Source organism: Streptomyces sp. SAI-135, assembly GCF_029893805.1.
Lineage (GTDB): Bacteria > Actinomycetota > Actinomycetes > Streptomycetales > Streptomycetaceae > Streptomyces.
This window is the reverse complement of the sequence record NZ_JARXYP010000002.1, coordinates 5,434,171-5,448,755: the sequence shown is the minus strand read 5'-3', so window position 1 is coordinate 5,448,755 and position 14,585 is coordinate 5,434,171. Positions and strand designations below refer to the sequence as shown.

Below are 14,585 nucleotides of genomic sequence, written 5' to 3'. Positions count from 1 at the left end.
ACCGACCCGCACTCGCCCCACAACCGAACCCGGCACCCCCGCAGGCCACCCTCAGCCGGCCAAAGTCTCCAGCACCAGCCCCTCTTCGGAGGACGGCTCCCCCGACACCCCCCGCTTCCGTGAGGGAATCGCCAGGGTCGCAACCCCCGCGAGCGCCACCACCGCCGCCCCGGTGACCAGCGCCGGCCGCAGCCCGTCCACGAAGGACTGCCCGCTCTCGTACCCGCCCTGCGAGGAGAAGATGGACGCCATGACGGCGATGCCCAGCGCCCCGCCCACCTCACGCAGCGCGTTGTTCGCCCCGGACGCGATGCCCTGTTCCCTGGGCAGCACGCTCGACATCACGAGGTTGGACGCGGGGGCGAAGAACAGCGCCATGCCGATGCCGCTGAGGACGAGACCGGGCAGCTGCGCGGAGTAGGACGCGTCGACCGTGACCACGGACGCCATGTACGCGAGACCCGCCGCCTGGAGGAAGAGCCCCGTGGCGACGACCGGGCGGCCCCCGATGCGGTCGGAGAGGATCCCCGCGATCGGCGCGACGAGCATCGGCATGCCGGTCCAGGGCAGCATCCGCAGGCCCGCCTCGGTGGGCGAGTAGCCGAGGACGCCCTGCATGTACTGGCTGAGCAGGAAGATCGAGCCGAACATGCCGAGGAACATGAGGAGGCTCGCCGCGTTGATGCCGGAGAAAGCACGGGAGCGGAACAGCCGCATCGGGAGCATGGGGTTCTTGGCCCGCGTGCTGTAGAGGACGAACGCGGCGAGCAGCGCGCTCCCCGTGAACAGGGCGAGCAGCACGACGGAGTCGGTCCAGCCGTCGGACGGGCCGCGGACCAGGCCGTAGACGATGCCGAAGAGACCGCCGCTGGCCAGCAGGGTGCCGGGGATGTCGAGGGGCGCTCCGGTGCCGTGGGACTCGGCGAGGCGCAGGCGGGCGAGAGGGAGGAGGGCGAGGCCGAGCGGGACGTTCAGCCAGAAGATCCACTGCCAGGAGATGTGTTCGGTGAGGCTGCCGCCGATCAGCGGCCCGGAGGCGACCGCGAGTCCGTTGACGGCGCCCCAGATGCCGTACGCCATCCCGCGCTTGGCGGCGGGCACGGCCGCCGTGAGGAGGGTGAGCGTCAGGGGCATCATGATCGCCGCGCCCACGCCCTGGACCGCGCGGGCGGCGATGAGGGAGTCGATGCCGGGGGCCAGGGCCGCGGCCGCCGACGCGCCGGTGAAGACCGTGAGGCCGGCCAGGAAGAGACGGCGACGGCCGAAGCGGTCGCCGAGTGCCGCGCCGGTCATCAGCAGGACGGCGAAGGTGAGCGTGTAGGCGCTGACCGTCCATTCGAGGTCGTGCAGCGCTCCGCCGAGGTCCTCGCGGATGGAGGGCAGGGCGGTGGTGACGACGAGGTTGTCCAGGGCCGCCATGAACCCGGCGACGCTGGTGATGACGAGGGCCCAGACGGCTCCCCCGCGCCGTGCGGTCGGTGTGGCCTGAGCTGTTTGCTGTGACATCGCTCCCCCAGTGGTTGCGACCGTTGATTAGTTATTGATTACTAAGTTCTTCGGGCATGAAGAGGCGCCGACGACGCCTCGTTGCGCGCGTCCTCAGTGCTCCGGTCGACCCTTGAGCTGCGCCGACGGGTACATGCCCTCCCAGACCCGGTGTTCGGGCGGGAAGCCCATCGCCACCAGGCAGTTGATGAGCATCCCGTACGCGAGGAAGGTCGTCGTCTCGCCGGGGTCGGCGCCGAGCGGCAGGTGGACGGTGTCCCACAGCCGCATCCAGCCGGCCCGCACCGCCTCGCCGAACTCGTGGTCGCCCTCCTGCTCGGCGGCCCCCACCGCGACGTACATCTGCATCTGCATCAGCAGCCACTCGGGCCGCTCCGCGATGACCCGCTTGTACGCCTCCGCCATGGCGTGCTCGGCCTCTTCGCCCCGCAGCCCCTCCGAGGCCTCCTGGAACGTGCGGATGGTGTCCTCCACGCAGCGCTGTGCCACCGCCAGGAAGATCGCCTTCTTCCCCGGGAAGAGCCGGAAGAGATACGGCTGCGAGACCCCGACCCGCTTGGCGATCGCCTCGGTCGAGGTGCCGTGGTAGCCGCCGCGGGCGAACTCGATCGTCGCTGCGCGGATGACGCTCTCGCGCCTCTCCTCTGCACTCATCCTGGACATGGAATGTAAGTTAGTACTCAATCACTAACTTGGCAAGAAGGGCTGTCACGGAGATGAGGTAAGGGGCGCCCGCAATGGAGGGCGCCCCTTACCTCGACAGCCGGAGCCGGCCCTCAGGCCAGCCGTACGACCGCCCGCGACATCCCGAGCACCTTCTGCCCGGCGCTGGTCGCCGTGAGGTCGACCCGGACCGTGTTGTCGTCGAGCTTGGCCGCGACCTTGGCGCTGACCTCGATCACGGCACCCTGGTCGTCGTTCGGAACCACGACGGGCTTGGTGAAGCGGACGCCGTACTCCACGACCGCGCCCGGGTCGCCGACCCAGTCGGTGACCACGCGGATCGCCTCGGCCATGGTGAACATGCCGTGCGCGATCACGTCCGGGAGGCCCACCTCCTTGGCGAACTTCTCGTTCCAGTGGATGGGGTTGAAGTCCCCGGAGGCGCCCGCGTACTGGACGAGGGTGGCGCGGGTCACGGGAAAGGTCCCGGCCGGCAGCTCGGTGCCGACCTCGACGTCGCCGTATGCGATCTTCGCCGTCATCTTCTTCCTCACGCCCCCTCGGCCGCGCGCGCGACGAGCTTGGTCCAGGCGGTCACGACGTGCTCGCCGGCCTCGTCGTGGACCTCGCCGCGGATGTCCAGGATGTCGTTGCCCGCCATGGACTTGATCGCCTCGATGGTGGAGGTGACGGTCAGACGGTCACCGGCGCGCACGGGGCGGACGTAGGAGAACTTCTGGTCGCCGTGCACCACGCGGCTGTAGTCCAGGCCGAGCTGCGGGTCCTGCACGACCTGTCCCGCGGCCTTGAAGGTGATCGAGAACACGAAGGTCGGCGGGGCGACCACGTCGGGGTGACCGAGCGCCTTGGCGGCCTCCGGGTCGGTGTACGCGGGGTTGGTGTCCCCCACCGCCTCGGCGAACTCGCGGATCTTCTCCCGGCCCACCTCATAGGGCTCGGTGGGCGGGTAGGTCCGCCCCACGAAGGACTGGTCGAGCGCCATGGGCCTCGGCACCTCCTGGTTGATCTGCACTGTCTTACTGACCGGTATCGGGGCTCTCAACGACGCGAGGCCGCCCCCGATCTCTCGGGGACGGCCTCGTGTACGAGCCTGATTTATCGCGTTTCGCGGTGCGCGGTGTGCGCGTTGCAACGCGGGCAGTGCTTCTTCATCTCAAGACGGTCCGGGTTGTTACGCCGGTTCTTCTTGGTGATGTAGTTCCGCTCCTTGCACTCCACGCAGGCCAGCGTGATCTTCGGGCGGACGTCGGTGGCAGCCACAGGAGTGCTCCTTGACGAACGGATGGGACGATTAACGCATAGAAGAGTAGCCGATCGAAGGACCGACCCCACAATCGGCTACTGTCTGTAGCGGTGACCGGACTTGAACCGGTGACACAGCGATTATGAGCCGCTTGCTCTACCGACTGAGCTACACCGCTGTGATGCGATCCGTTCCCGCCTCACGACGGGAACCTCACACACCAGAGCCCCAATACGGAATCGAACCGTAGACCTTCTCCTTACCATGGAGACGCTCTGCCGACTGAGCTATTGGGGCGAGCGATGAAGACATTACACGCTCCGCCGCCGTTCGCCCAAATCCGTTTCGCGGCGCCCCGGGTGCCTTGATCGGCACGGTTCCCCAAGGCCTCGGCAGCCCCTCCCGTACGGCGGACCACACCGGTACGACTATTGCGCTCCTCCCCGTCGCGGGCGCGCCGCCACCCTAGGCTCGACTCACTCTGCGTGATCTTGCGTCCCGTTGCGCGGTTCCGGCGGCTCCGGGCCCCGCAGCCCGAGCCTCTGGAGCGCGATGCCCGACAGCCAGCCGCAGCCGCCCCACTCCTCGTCCTCGTCGGGTGCCGCGTCGTCGGGCCGGTCCCCGGATGCCGGCCTCCTGTTGTGCGGGGCGCGCCTCACCGACGGCAGGACCGTGGACGTACGGCTGGGCGGCGGGCGCATCGAGGCGGTCGGCACCGCCGGGAGCCTGGCCGGGAGTCCGGCCGGGGGCGGCACGCGCGCGTGCGGTGCGCGCGTGGACCTCAGCGGCTACCTGCTCCTGCCGGCCCCGGCCGAGCCGCACGCCCACAGCGACACCGCGCTGTCCGCCGACGCCGAGGGGCCGGTCTCCCCCGATCCCCAGGACGTCCAGCGCCGGGCCACGGAGGCCGCTCTCCTCCAGCTCGGGCACGGGGCGACCGCGCTGCGGGCCCACGTGCGCGTGGGCGACGTGCAGGGGCTGGGCGCGCTGGCCGCCGTACTCCAGGCGCGGCGGTCGCTGCGCGGGCTCACCGAACTGACGGCCGTGGCGATGCCCCGGGTGCTGACCGGGGTGGCCGGGACGGAGGGGCTCGCCATGCTGCGGGACGCGCTCAAGATGGGCGCGTCGGTGGTGGGCGGCTGTCCGGATCTCGACCCCGATCCGACCGGCTACGCGGAGGCGGTCCTGGAGGTCGCTTCCGAGCACGGCTGCCCCGTCGACCTGCACACCGACGCCACCGACCCGGCCCGGCTCGCCCGCCTCGCCGCCATGGCCGGAGGACTGCGGCCCGGCGTGACCCTCGGCCCCTGCGCGGGCCTCGGCCGGCTCCCCGCGGAGGCGGTCTCCCGTACGGCCGACCAACTCGCGGCGGCCGGAGTCGCCGTGGTGTGCCTGCCCCAGGGCGGCTGCGCGGGCGTGGACGGGCGGGGCACGGCTCCGGTACGGCTGCTGCGGGCGGCCGGAGTCCGGCTGGCCGCCGGCAGCGGCGCGCTGCGGGACGCCTGCAACCCCGTGGGCCGCGGGGACCCGTTGGAGGCCGCCTACCTGCTCGCCTCCCGGTACGGGCTGCGGCCGGAGGACGCCTACGACGCGGTGAGCACGTCGGCGCGCGCCGTGCTCGGCCTGCCCGAGGTCCGCGTGGAGGCGGGTTTCCCCGCCGAGTTGCTCGCCGTGCGCGGCGACCGCCTGGACGGGGCGCTCTCCCTGGCGTACAGCCGGATCGTGGTGCACCGGGGGCGCGTGGTGGCACGGACGAGCGCGGTGCGCGAGTACTGCAACTCGGCGGCGGCCGCGGAGTCGGGGCTGCCCCGGCAGGGACGGGGCGGGGTGTCGTAGGGGAGGCGTCCGGGGTGGGTCACCGTGCCTCATGGTCCTCTTCCGACACGGCGTTCGCGGGCGTTCCGGCGTACGGTCGAAGGCATGCGCATTGTCATCGCTGGTGGTCATGGTCAGATCGCGTTGCGGCTGGAGCGGCTGCTCGCCGCGCGCGGGGACGAGGTCGCGGGGATCATCCGCCGCCCGGAACAGGGCGACGACCTGCGGGACGCCGGTGCCGAACCGGTCGTGCTGGACCTGGAGTCGGCCTCGGTCGAGGATGTGGCGGAGGCACTGCGGGGCGCGGACGCGGCGGTCTTCGCGGCGGGCGCGGGCCCCGGCAGCGGCGCGTCCCGCAAGGACACGGTGGACAAGGCCGCCGCGGTGCTGTTCGCGGACGCGGCGGTCCGGGCGGGCGTACGGCGCTTCCTGATCGTGTCCTCGATGGGCGCGGACCCGCGGCACGAGGGTGACGAGATCTTCGACGTGTACCTGCGTGCCAAGGGCGAGGCCGACGCGCATGTGCGTGGCCTGGACACCCTGGACTGGACGATCCTGCGCCCCGGCGCGCTCACGGACGACGCGGGCAAGGGCCTCGTCCGCCTGGAGGCGCACACCGGCCGCGGCCCGATCCCGCGCGACGACGTGGCGGCCGTCCTGGCGGAACTGCTGGACACACCCGCGACGGCCGGGCTGACGCTGGAGCTGGTGAGCGGTTCCACGCCGGTGTCGGTGGCGGTGAAGTCGGTGGCGGGCAACTGAGGATGCCCGCCGGGGGTGCCGCCCGAGGGCGCGCCGACCGCGCGGAAGGCTCCGCTGCGCCGGACGGCTGGCGGCTGGCGGCTGGCGGCTGCACGGAGGTGAGGCGGTACGGACGTAAGGCGATACGGACGTACTGGGCACGGCAGTTCACGGCGGGGTGTCCCCTCGCACGGCCGGAACCAGCCAGGGCGTTAGAACAAGGGCAACTGGCCCGGTACGACGGGGACCGCGTACCCGTCCAACGACGCCTGCGCCGCCCCGAGTTCCGCCTGTCTGCGGGACCCCGAACACGAGACGAGCCCGCCTCTCTCGCGCGCGCCCGGCGGGTCGTGCCGGGCGAAGCGGCCGGCGACGACGGCGATCTCGCGACGGCACTCGGGGCAGAGCCTGCGACGACTGGACATGCAGTCAGTGTGCCCCGCACGGTCGGGGTTTGTGCGTCCGGAGTGAGCGGTTGGGCCGACGGGGCGGAGCGGGACCGCTGCGGGGACCTGGGCCGGGGATGCGCGTCCCCTCAGAGCGGTGACGGCGTCCCCCGCACCACCGGTGAGACACATCACCCTGCGCCGACCGCGCGGCCCGGTACCGGAGCGCCCGAGCACGAAGAGACCCCCTCCGTTCCGCGTTTCCGCAGTTCGGAGGGGGTCTCTTTCTCAGCGTGGCGGCGCCAGGATTCGAACCTGGGAAGGCTGAGCCGGCAGATTTACAGTCTGCTCCCTTTGGCCGCTCGGGCACACCGCCGGGGTTGCTGCCCTTCGAACCGTCTTTCGGCGGTGCTCCGTGGCAACGACGTAAACAATACCCGATGCGGAGGGGTGCTTCGCCACCCGATTGATCTGCGCCCGGAGGGCATGGGGTGACTAGGCTTGGGCGGATGCGGCCCGGGTTCACGCCGGGCTCGGCGACCGCCCCCACACCCGCCGATACGCATCCGTACGCAGGCCGATACGCACCCCGATACAAGGAGCCACAGGACATGGCCGACTCCAGTTTCGACATCGTCTCGAAGGTCGAGCGGCAGGAGGTCGACAACGCCCTCAACCAGGCCGCCAAGGAGATCTCCCAGCGCTACGACTTCAAGGGCGTGGGTGCCTCGATCTCGTGGTCCGGTGACAAGATCCTGATGGAGGCGAACTCCGAGGACCGGGTCAACGCCGTCCTCGACGTCTTCCAGTCCAAGCTGATCAAGCGCGGGATCTCGCTGAAGGCGCTCGACGCGGGCGAGCCGCAGCTCTCCGGCAAGGAGTACAAGATCTTCGCGTCGATCGAGGAGGGCATCTCCCAGGACAACGCCAAGAAGGTCGCGAAGATCATCCGCGACGAGGGCCCGAAGGGCGTGAAGGCCCAGGTCCAGGGCGACGAGCTGCGGGTCAGCTCGAAGAGCCGTGACGACCTGCAGTCCGTCATCGCCCTGCTGAAGGGCAAGGACTTCGACTTCGCGATCCAGTTCGTGAACTACCGGTGAGCCGCTGATCGCGCCGGTCGGCATCGATCCGCGAGGAAGGGTGGGCACCTGGCCGGTGTCCACCCTTCTCGCCTGCCGGCTGCGGTCCGAAGGTCAGTCGCGCGAGTTGCCGAAGAGGAGTCGGTAGGCGATCAGGAGCACGAGGGAGCCACCGATCGCCGCGGCCCAGGTCGGTCCGTCGTAGAAGCTCTTGGAGACCGGGTGGTCCAGCCAACGGGCGGATATCCAGCCGCCGATGAACGCGCCCGCGACGCCGATCAGGGTGGTCCCGATCAGGCCGCCCGGGTCGCGGCCCGGCAGCAGGAGCTTGGCGATGGCTCCCGCCAGCAGTCCCAGGATGATCCAGCCGATGATGCTCATGCCCTGAACCTGCCCTTCCACGCTGTGCCCGCACTGTCCGGGAACTGTGATCTTCGTCCCGCGGACCGGGCGCACGCTCGCACTCCGGGTCGTGCGTCGTACCTGTGCGGTGTTCGTCGATCGGGTGTTCGTCTCGCGTTGATGAAGAGGACGTCGGGGCCCCGTTCCGTGGTTGCGCGGGATACGTAGAGTTCGGCGCATGACGCATTCCGGTGCCGAACTGCGGCGCACGCTGGGAGTAGGGGACGCCGTCGTCATCGGGCTCGGCTCCATGATCGGCGCGGGCATCTTCGCCGCTCTCGGGCCGGCAGCGCGCGCGGCCGGGTCCGGACTGCTGCTCGGACTCGCGGTCGCCGCCGTGGTCGCCTACTGCAACGCCACGTCCTCGGCGCGCCTGGCCGCCCTCTACCCGGCCTCCGGCGGCACCTATGTGTACGGCCGGGAGCGGCTCGGGCCGTTCTGGGGTTATCTCGCGGGCTGGTCGTTCGTGGTCGGGAAGACGGCCTCCTGTGCGGCGATGGCGCTGACGGTGGGTGCGTACGTCTGGCCGGGGCAGGCCCATGCCGTGGCGGTCGCGGCCGTGGTGGCGCTGACCGCGGTGAACTACGGCGGGATTCAGAAGTCCGCCTGGCTGACCCGGGCGATCGTGGCGGTGGTCCTCGCGGTCCTCGCTTCCGTGGTGGTCGTGTGTCTGGGGTCCGGGGCCTCGCAGGCCGGGCGGCTGGATTCCGGCGTGTCCGGCGGTGTGGGCGGGGTGCTGCAGGCGGCCGGCCTGCTGTTCTTCGCGTTCGCGGGGTACGCCCGTATCGCGACCCTCGGTGAGGAGGTACGGGATCCCGCGCGCACCATCCCCCGCGCGATCCCCCTGGCCCTGGGCATCACGCTGGTGGTGTACGCGGGTGTGGCGGTGGCCGTCCTTTCCGTGCTGGGCGCCGACGCCCTGGGCCGTGCGGACGCGCCGCTGACCGAGGCGGTGCGGGCGGCCGGGGTGCCCGGACTCGTGCCGGTGGTGCGGGTGGGTGCCGCCGTGGCCGCGCTCGGCTCGCTGCTCGCCCTGATTCTGGGCGTCTCCCGCACGACGCTGGCGATGGCCCGGGACCGGCATCTGCCGTACGCGCTCTCCGCCGTGCATCCCCGTTTCCAGGTGCCGCACCGGGCCGAGCTGGCCGTGGGTGCGGTGGTCGCGGTCCTCGCCGCCACGGTGGACGTACGGGGCGCGATCGGTTTCTCCTCCTTCGGTGTGCTCGCGTACTACGCGGTGGCCAACGCGTCGGCCTGGACGCTCGGTTCGGCTCCGGCGAGCCGTGTGGTGCCGGTGGTGGGACTGCTCGGGTGCGTGGTGCTGGCGTTCGCGCTGCCCGGGGTGTCGGTGGTCGTGGGCGCGGGGGTGCTGGCGGTCGGGGTGGTGGCGTACGGCGTACGGAAGCGGTGGGCGGGCCGGTAGGTCGGCGGGCCGGCGCCCGTAGGGTCGTCAGGTCGCGTGGGCCGGCGGTGCCGTGCGTATCGGGAACTCCGCCCAAGGGGCCATCTCCAGCTCCTCGTTCATCTCCTCGTACCAGCCCGTGCCGTCGACCCAGGCCTGCAGCCAGTCCGTGAGGGCGGGGGCGTCCACGAACCAGGAGTGGTCGCGGTCACCGGCGTTCGGCTCGAAGAGGAGGACGGTGGCTTCCGGGCTGTGGCAGTCCACGCACGCGTACATCGCGCAGCCCCAGTGGGATATCGGCAGGACGCCTTCCGGCCAGGGCCAGTCGGGGTCCTTGCGGGCGCTCCTGCGGTTGGCCAGGTACTGCACGACGGCTGCGGGCTCGCCGGCCGGGGCGCTGTCGAGCAGGGGCAACAGGCCGTACTCCGGGCCGAATCCGCCGTCGCCTATCCGCAGGTAGAGCTCGGCGAGCAGCGGGGACAGGCGGAAGCCCAGCGCGGCCTCGGCGCGGGCCAGGGTGGCCGGGTCCACCGGCTCGGGGAGGGAGGTCCAGCCCCACGGACGGGTGGTGCGGGCCTTGTCCGCCACCCGTGCCAGCAACTGCTCGCTCTCGGTCATGCATTCATGATGCAGGGCGGCACTGACAGCGGGGCAGACCTGTGGACAACCTTCGAGTTGTGGAAAACCCCGGCCCGGAGCGGTCGTCGAGCGCCCCCCGGACCGTCGGTCAGCGGGTCGCGAACGGCTCGTCCGTGGGGACGATCTCGCGGCCCAGGGGGAACAGGGACACGGGGATCAGCTTGAAGTTGGCGATGCCGAACGGGATGCCGATGATCGTGATGCACAGGACGAGGCCCGTGGCGATGTGGCCCAGGGCCAGCCACCAGCCGGCTAGGACCAGCCACAGGACGTTGCCGAGGCAGGAGGGGGCGCCCGCGTCGCGGCGCTCGACCGTGGTGTACCCGAAGGGCCACAGGGCGTAGACGCCGATGCGGAAGGCCGCTATGCCGAACGGGATGCCGATGATCGTGATGCAGAGCAGCACGCCCGCGGCCAGGTAGGCGAGGAACAGCCAGAACCCGCTCAGGACGAGCCAAATGACGTTCAGGATCGTTTTCACTGGGGGCGACCTGCCATCTTCTCGAGACGGGCGATGCGCTCCGCCATCGGCGGGTGCGTCGAGAACATCTTGGACAGTCCCTGGCCAGGGCGGAACGGGTTGGCGATCATCATGTGGCTCGCGGTCTCGATGCGCGGCTCGGGCGGCAACGGCAGTTGCTTGGTGCCCATTTCGAGCTTGCGCAGCGCGCCGGCGAGCGCGAGGGGGTCGCCGGTGAGCTGGGCGCCGGACGCGTCCGCCTCGTACTCCCTGGAGCGGCTGATGGCCAGCTGGATGAGGCTGGCCGCCAGCGGCCCGAGGATCATGATCATCAGCATGCCGAGGAGGCCGGGGCCGTCATCGTCGTCGGAGCGGCCGATCGGGATCAGCCAGGCGAAGTTGACCAGGAACATGATCACGGAGGCGAGGGCGCCGGCGACCGACGAGATCAGGATGTCGCGGTTGTAGACGTGGCTCAGCTCGTGGCCGATGACGCCGCGCAGTTCGCGCTCGTCCAGCATGCGCAGGATGCCGTCGGTGCAGCACACGGCGGCATTGCGCGGGTTGCGGCCGGTGGCGAACGCGTTGGGTGCCTCGGTCGGCGAGATGTACAGGCGCGGCATGGGCTGACGGGCCTGAGTGGAGAGTTCGCGGACCATGCGGTACAGCGCCGGTGCCTCGAACTCGCTCACCGGGCGGGCACGCATCGCGCGTAGAGCCAGCTTGTCGCTGTTCCAGTACGCGTACGCGTTGGTGCCCAGCGCGATCAGGACGGCCACGACCAGCCCCATGCGGCCGAAGAAGCTGCCGATGACGATGATGAGTGCGGACAGTCCCCCGAGGAGGACTGCGGTCCTGAGCCCGTTGTGCCGGCGGTGCACGGTACGCCCTCCAAGTGGTGCAGCAGGGGAACCCTTTGCTTGCTGGTCTCCGATGTCTTCCGATGCCACCGGTCCGTGATGTACGTCCAGTGGACCTTCCCGTCTTGCTCAACGCCAGGCGAGGGCCACTAGTTCCCTTGTGCGCACGGATGCCCAGGTGGGCCGTCCGGGTGACGGCCCGAAAGGGGCGGCTCGGGTGCGGGAAGGGCCGGGTCAGAAGAGTCCGGTGTCGGTGAAGCGCAGCACCAGTTGGGGTGCCCCCGAGAGGGCGAGGCCGAGGACACCGGTCAGGGCGAGCGCAACGGTGACAGGGGCGGGCACGCGGTGCGCGGCGGGTTCGCCCTCGGGAGCCCGGAACAGCAGCGTCGTCCACTGGAGGTAGTAGAACAGCGCGATCACGACGTTGACGGCCATGACCACGGCGAGCCAGCCCAGGCCCGCGTCCACGGCTGCCGAGAAGACGGTGACCTTGGCGAACAGGCCGATGATGCCCGGCGGCAGCCCTGCGAGGCAGAGCAGGAAGAAGGCCAGGAGGAGCGCGGCGATCGGGTTGCTCGCGTAGAGGCCGCGGTAGTCGGAGATGCGGTTGGCGGCCTTCGTACGGCCCACCAGCGCGGCCACCGCGAAGGCGCCGAGGTTCACGGCGGCGTACATGAGGGCGTAGGCGACGGTGGAGCCGACGGACCGCTCCGCGTCGTCGGAGTACGCGGCGGCGGCGATCGGCACGAGGAGGTAGCCGGCCTGGCCCACGGAGGACCAGGCGAGCAGCCGTACCGCGCTGTACGCGCGCGTGGCCTGCTGGCGGAGGGCGCCGACATTGCCGACGGTCATGGTGAGGGCGGCCAGCGCGACGAGCGCCGGGCCCCAGACGTCGGCGTAGGAGGGCAGCGCGACGACGGTGACGAGGATCAGACCGGAGAAGCCGACCGCCTTGCCGACGACCGACAAGTAGGCGGCGATCGGGAGAGGCGCGCCCGCGTAGGTGTCGGGCACCCAGAAGTGGAAGGGGACGGCGGCCGTCTTGAAGGCGAAGCCGACCAGGGTGAGGACGACGCCGGTCTGGGCGAGGGTGTGGAGCTGTCCGTCGACGTGCTGGATGCGTTCGGCGACCTGGGTGAGGTAGAGGGTGCCGGTGGAGGCGTACACGAAGCTGATGCCCATGAGGCTCACCGCGGTCGCGGTGACCGAGGACAGGAAGAACTTCAGGGCCGCCTCGGAGGACTTCCTGTCGCCGTGCCTGATGCCGACGAGGGCGAAGGCGGGCAGGGAGGCGACTTCCAGGGCGACGATCAGGGTCGCCAGGTCGCGGGAGGCCGGCAGGAGGGCGGCGCCGGCGGCCGAGGAGAGCAGCAGGAACCAGTACTCCCCTTCGGGGAGTCTCCTGTCGGCGTCCTTGAGGGTGGTGACCGACAGGAGGGCGGCCACCAGGGCGCCGCCGAGGACCAGGAACTGGATGACGAGGGTGAAGCGGTCGGCCGTGTAGCTGCAGACGCCGCCGTCCCCGGTCAGGCAGAACGTGCTGCGGTCGCCGTCGAGGAGGGGCAGCAGCAGGAGCACGGAGGCGGCCAGGCCCGCGACCGAGAACCACCCGAGCAGGGCCTTCTTCTGCTCACCGACGAACAGGTCGGCGACGAGGACGACGAGTCCGACGACCGCCGCGAGGGTCGGCGGGGCGATCGCGAGCCAGTCGACGGACTGGACGAGGTTCGCGGCCGTCGCGGTCAGCGGCTGCGCCGACGTGGCCAGTGGCTGGGCCGTGGCGGCGAGGGTGCTCATCGGTTGCCTCCTGCGAGGAGCTGCTGGACGGCCGGGTCGGTGAGCCCGAGCAGGGCCTTCGGCCACAGGCCCGCGACGACGGTGAGGACGACGAGCGGTGTCCAGGCCGCGAACTCGTACGTGTGGACGTCGGCGAGCCGGGGGGCGTCCTGGGGCGGGGCGCCCATGCAGACGCGGCGGACCACGACGAGCATGTACGCGGCCGTCAGGAGGGTGCCGAACGCGCCGATCGCCATGAAGGTGAGGAAGGCGGGACGGCTGAGGCCCTCAGCGGGCTCGAAGGCCCCGAAGAGGGCCAGCATCTCGCCCCAGAACCCGGCCAGGCCGGGCAGGCCGAGCGAGGCGACCGCTCCGAAGGCGAGCAGGCCGCCGAGACGGGGGGCCTTGCCGTACAGGGCGGCGCCGGTCTCCTCGGCCAGGGTGTCGAGGTCCGTGGTGCCGGTGCGGTCCTTCAGGGCGCCGACCAGGAAGAACAGCAGGCCGGTGATGAGGCCGTGGGCGATGTTGGCGAACAGGGCGCCGTTCACGCCGGTCGGGGTCATGGTGGCGATGCCGAGGAGGACGAAGCCCATGTGGCCGACGGAGGAGTACGCGATGAGCCGCTTGAGGTCGCCCTTCGCGCCCTGCTTGGCGAGGGCGAGGCAGGCCAGGGATCCGTAGATGATCCCGACCACCGCGAAGGCGGCGAGGTAGGGCGCGAAGTCCCGGAAGCCGTCGGGGGCGATCGGCAGCAGGATGCGGACGAACCCGTACGTACCCATCTTCAGCAGCACGCCGGCCAGCAGTACCGAGCCGACGGTCGGGGCGGCGGTGTGGGCGTCGGGCAGCCAGCTGTGCAGGGGCCACATCGGGGTCTTGACCGCGAGCCCCACACCGATCGCCAGAACGGCGATGACCTGCACGGATGTGGTCAGCGACCGGCCGTTGTCAGTGGCGAGTGCCACCATGTCGAATGTGCCCGCCTTGATCCCGATCAGGAGCAGGCCGAGCAGCATGACGACCGAGCCGAGCAGTGTGTAGAGGATGAAGCGCCAGGCGGCGGCCTGGCGGTCCGCGCCGCCCCAGCGGGCGATGAGGAAGTACATCGGGATGAGCACCGTCTCGAACGCGAGGAAGAACAGCAGCAGATCGAGGACGGCGAAGGTCGCGAGGGTGCCGGACTCCAGGACGAGCAGCAGGGCGACGAAGGCCTTCGGGGTGGGACCCGACGGCATCTTGAAGTAGGAGTAGAGCGCGCAGAGGAAGGTCAGCAGCGCGGTCAGGACCAGAAGGGGGAGGGAGATGCCGTCGATGCCGAGGTGGATGCGCACGTCGAGTGCGGGGATCCAGCTGATGTCGGTCGTGGCCTGCATCCTCGACGGATGGTCGTGGTCGAAGCCGAGCGCGAGGACGATCGCGGCGATGAGGATCACGCCGGTCACGGTCACGCCGTGCCGCAGTACGGCCTGGTCGGGCGACTTCCCCTTCAGCCCGGGCGGGGCGGGCAGCAGAGCCGTGACGGCGCCGAGGAGCGGGCCGACCACGACGAACGCCAGAAGGAACTGCATCACGGACTCGTTGATATCGATCAC

At 70.9% G+C, this 14,585-nt stretch carries 16 protein-coding genes and 3 tRNA genes; 4 read left to right on the top strand and 15 right to left on the bottom strand.

Annotated features, from left to right (window positions below; genetic code table 11):
- Window positions 1-51: 51 nt before the first annotated feature.
- The 7 genes from M2163_RS29295 to M2163_RS29265 all read right to left on the bottom strand — a co-directional run bounded on the left by M2163_RS29295 (window position 52) and on the right by M2163_RS29265 (window position 3,730).
- Window positions 52-1,506 carry a DHA2 family efflux MFS transporter permease subunit gene (locus M2163_RS29295; RefSeq protein ID WP_280895481.1) on the bottom strand — a complete coding sequence of 485 codons (1,455 nt, stop codon included), beginning with the start codon at window positions 1,504-1,506 and terminating at the stop codon, window positions 52-54.
- Window positions 1,507-1,599: 93 nt separating this feature from the next.
- Window positions 1,600-2,169 carry a TetR/AcrR family transcriptional regulator gene (locus M2163_RS29290; RefSeq protein ID WP_280849878.1) on the bottom strand — a complete coding sequence of 190 codons (570 nt, stop codon included), beginning with the start codon at window positions 2,167-2,169 and terminating at the stop codon, window positions 1,600-1,602.
- Between the two features lie 113 nt (window positions 2,170-2,282).
- The gene (locus M2163_RS29285) at window positions 2,283-2,711 is read right to left on the bottom strand and encodes a MaoC family dehydratase (RefSeq protein ID WP_280849879.1); all 429 of its coding nucleotides are present in this window, start codon (window positions 2,709-2,711) and stop codon (window positions 2,283-2,285) included.
- Between the two features lie 8 nt (window positions 2,712-2,719).
- Window positions 2,720-3,172 (bottom strand): MaoC family dehydratase N-terminal domain-containing protein, encoded by a 453-nt coding sequence (locus M2163_RS29280; protein ID WP_280849880.1) that lies wholly within the window; start codon window positions 3,170-3,172, stop codon window positions 2,720-2,722.
- Window positions 3,173-3,285: 113 nt separating this feature from the next.
- On the bottom strand, window positions 3,286-3,450 hold the full coding sequence (gene rpmG, locus M2163_RS29275; RefSeq protein ID WP_003948671.1) for a 50S ribosomal protein L33: 165 nt from the start codon (window positions 3,448-3,450) through the stop codon (window positions 3,286-3,288).
- An 88-nt stretch (window positions 3,451-3,538) separates the two neighbouring features.
- Window positions 3,539-3,611: transfer RNA gene (locus M2163_RS29270), tRNA-Met, on the bottom strand.
- A 46-nt stretch (window positions 3,612-3,657) separates the two neighbouring features.
- A tRNA-Thr gene (locus tag M2163_RS29265) sits at window positions 3,658-3,730 on the bottom strand.
- Between the two features lie 255 nt (window positions 3,731-3,985).
- Between M2163_RS29265 and M2163_RS29260 the strand changes: the two genes are divergently transcribed.
- Together M2163_RS29260 and M2163_RS29255 are read left to right on the top strand one after the other, a co-directional pair.
- Complete coding sequence (locus tag M2163_RS29260; protein WP_280849881.1) at window positions 3,986-5,269, top strand: amidohydrolase family protein; 1,284 nt, start codon at window positions 3,986-3,988, stop codon at window positions 5,267-5,269.
- Between the two features lie 84 nt (window positions 5,270-5,353).
- The gene (locus M2163_RS29255) at window positions 5,354-6,010 is read left to right on the top strand and encodes an NAD(P)H-binding protein (RefSeq protein ID WP_280895480.1); all 657 of its coding nucleotides are present in this window, start codon (window positions 5,354-5,356) and stop codon (window positions 6,008-6,010) included.
- Window positions 6,011-6,201: 191 nt separating this feature from the next.
- On the opposite strand, the gene M2163_RS29250 is transcribed toward M2163_RS29255, so the two are convergent.
- On the bottom strand, window positions 6,202-6,414 hold the full coding sequence (locus M2163_RS29250) for a hypothetical protein (RefSeq protein ID WP_280895479.1): 213 nt from the start codon (window positions 6,412-6,414) through the stop codon (window positions 6,202-6,204).
- A gap of 255 nt (window positions 6,415-6,669) precedes the next feature.
- Window positions 6,670-6,751, bottom strand: a tRNA-Tyr gene (locus tag M2163_RS29245).
- A gap of 235 nt (window positions 6,752-6,986) precedes the next feature.
- On the opposite strand from M2163_RS29245, the gene M2163_RS29240 reads away from it, so the two are divergent.
- Window positions 6,987-7,475, top strand: a complete 489-nt coding sequence (locus M2163_RS29240; RefSeq protein WP_007384029.1) for a YajQ family cyclic di-GMP-binding protein — start codon at window positions 6,987-6,989, stop codon at window positions 7,473-7,475.
- Window positions 7,476-7,568: 93 nt separating this feature from the next.
- On the opposite strand, the gene M2163_RS29235 is transcribed toward M2163_RS29240, so the two are convergent.
- Window positions 7,569-7,835 (bottom strand): GlsB/YeaQ/YmgE family stress response membrane protein, encoded by a 267-nt coding sequence (locus M2163_RS29235; RefSeq protein WP_037720616.1) that lies wholly within the window; start codon window positions 7,833-7,835, stop codon window positions 7,569-7,571.
- Window positions 7,836-8,034: 199 nt separating this feature from the next.
- Here M2163_RS29235 and M2163_RS29230 point away from each other — a divergent pair, with 199 nt between their 5' ends.
- Window positions 8,035-9,279: an APC family permease gene (locus tag M2163_RS29230; RefSeq protein ID WP_280895478.1), complete on the top strand. Its 1,245-nt coding sequence runs from the start codon at window positions 8,035-8,037 to the stop codon at window positions 9,277-9,279.
- 27 nt (window positions 9,280-9,306) lie between these two features.
- Here M2163_RS29230 and M2163_RS29225 read toward each other — a convergent pair whose 3' ends face one another.
- From M2163_RS29225 to M2163_RS29205, 5 genes are all read right to left on the bottom strand, one after another.
- A complete protein-coding gene (locus M2163_RS29225) occupies window positions 9,307-9,876 on the bottom strand; it encodes an SMI1/KNR4 family protein (RefSeq protein WP_280849886.1) in 570 nt (189 codons plus the stop codon).
- 109 nt (window positions 9,877-9,985) lie between these two features.
- Window positions 9,986-10,378 (bottom strand): YccF domain-containing protein, encoded by a 393-nt coding sequence (locus M2163_RS29220; protein WP_280849887.1) that lies wholly within the window; start codon window positions 10,376-10,378, stop codon window positions 9,986-9,988.
- Window positions 10,375-11,238: a zinc metalloprotease HtpX gene (htpX, locus tag M2163_RS29215; RefSeq protein WP_280849888.1), complete on the bottom strand. Its 864-nt coding sequence runs from the start codon at window positions 11,236-11,238 to the stop codon at window positions 10,375-10,377. Before htpX ends, M2163_RS29220 begins: the two co-directional genes overlap by 4 nt.
- A gap of 213 nt (window positions 11,239-11,451) precedes the next feature.
- Complete coding sequence (locus tag M2163_RS29210; RefSeq protein ID WP_280895477.1) at window positions 11,452-13,014, bottom strand: NADH-quinone oxidoreductase subunit N; 1,563 nt, start codon at window positions 13,012-13,014, stop codon at window positions 11,452-11,454.
- Window positions 13,011-14,585 carry an NADH-quinone oxidoreductase subunit M gene (locus tag M2163_RS29205; RefSeq protein WP_280895476.1) on the bottom strand — a complete coding sequence of 525 codons (1,575 nt, stop codon included), beginning with the start codon at window positions 14,583-14,585 and terminating at the stop codon, window positions 13,011-13,013. Before M2163_RS29205 ends, M2163_RS29210 begins: the two co-directional genes overlap by 4 nt.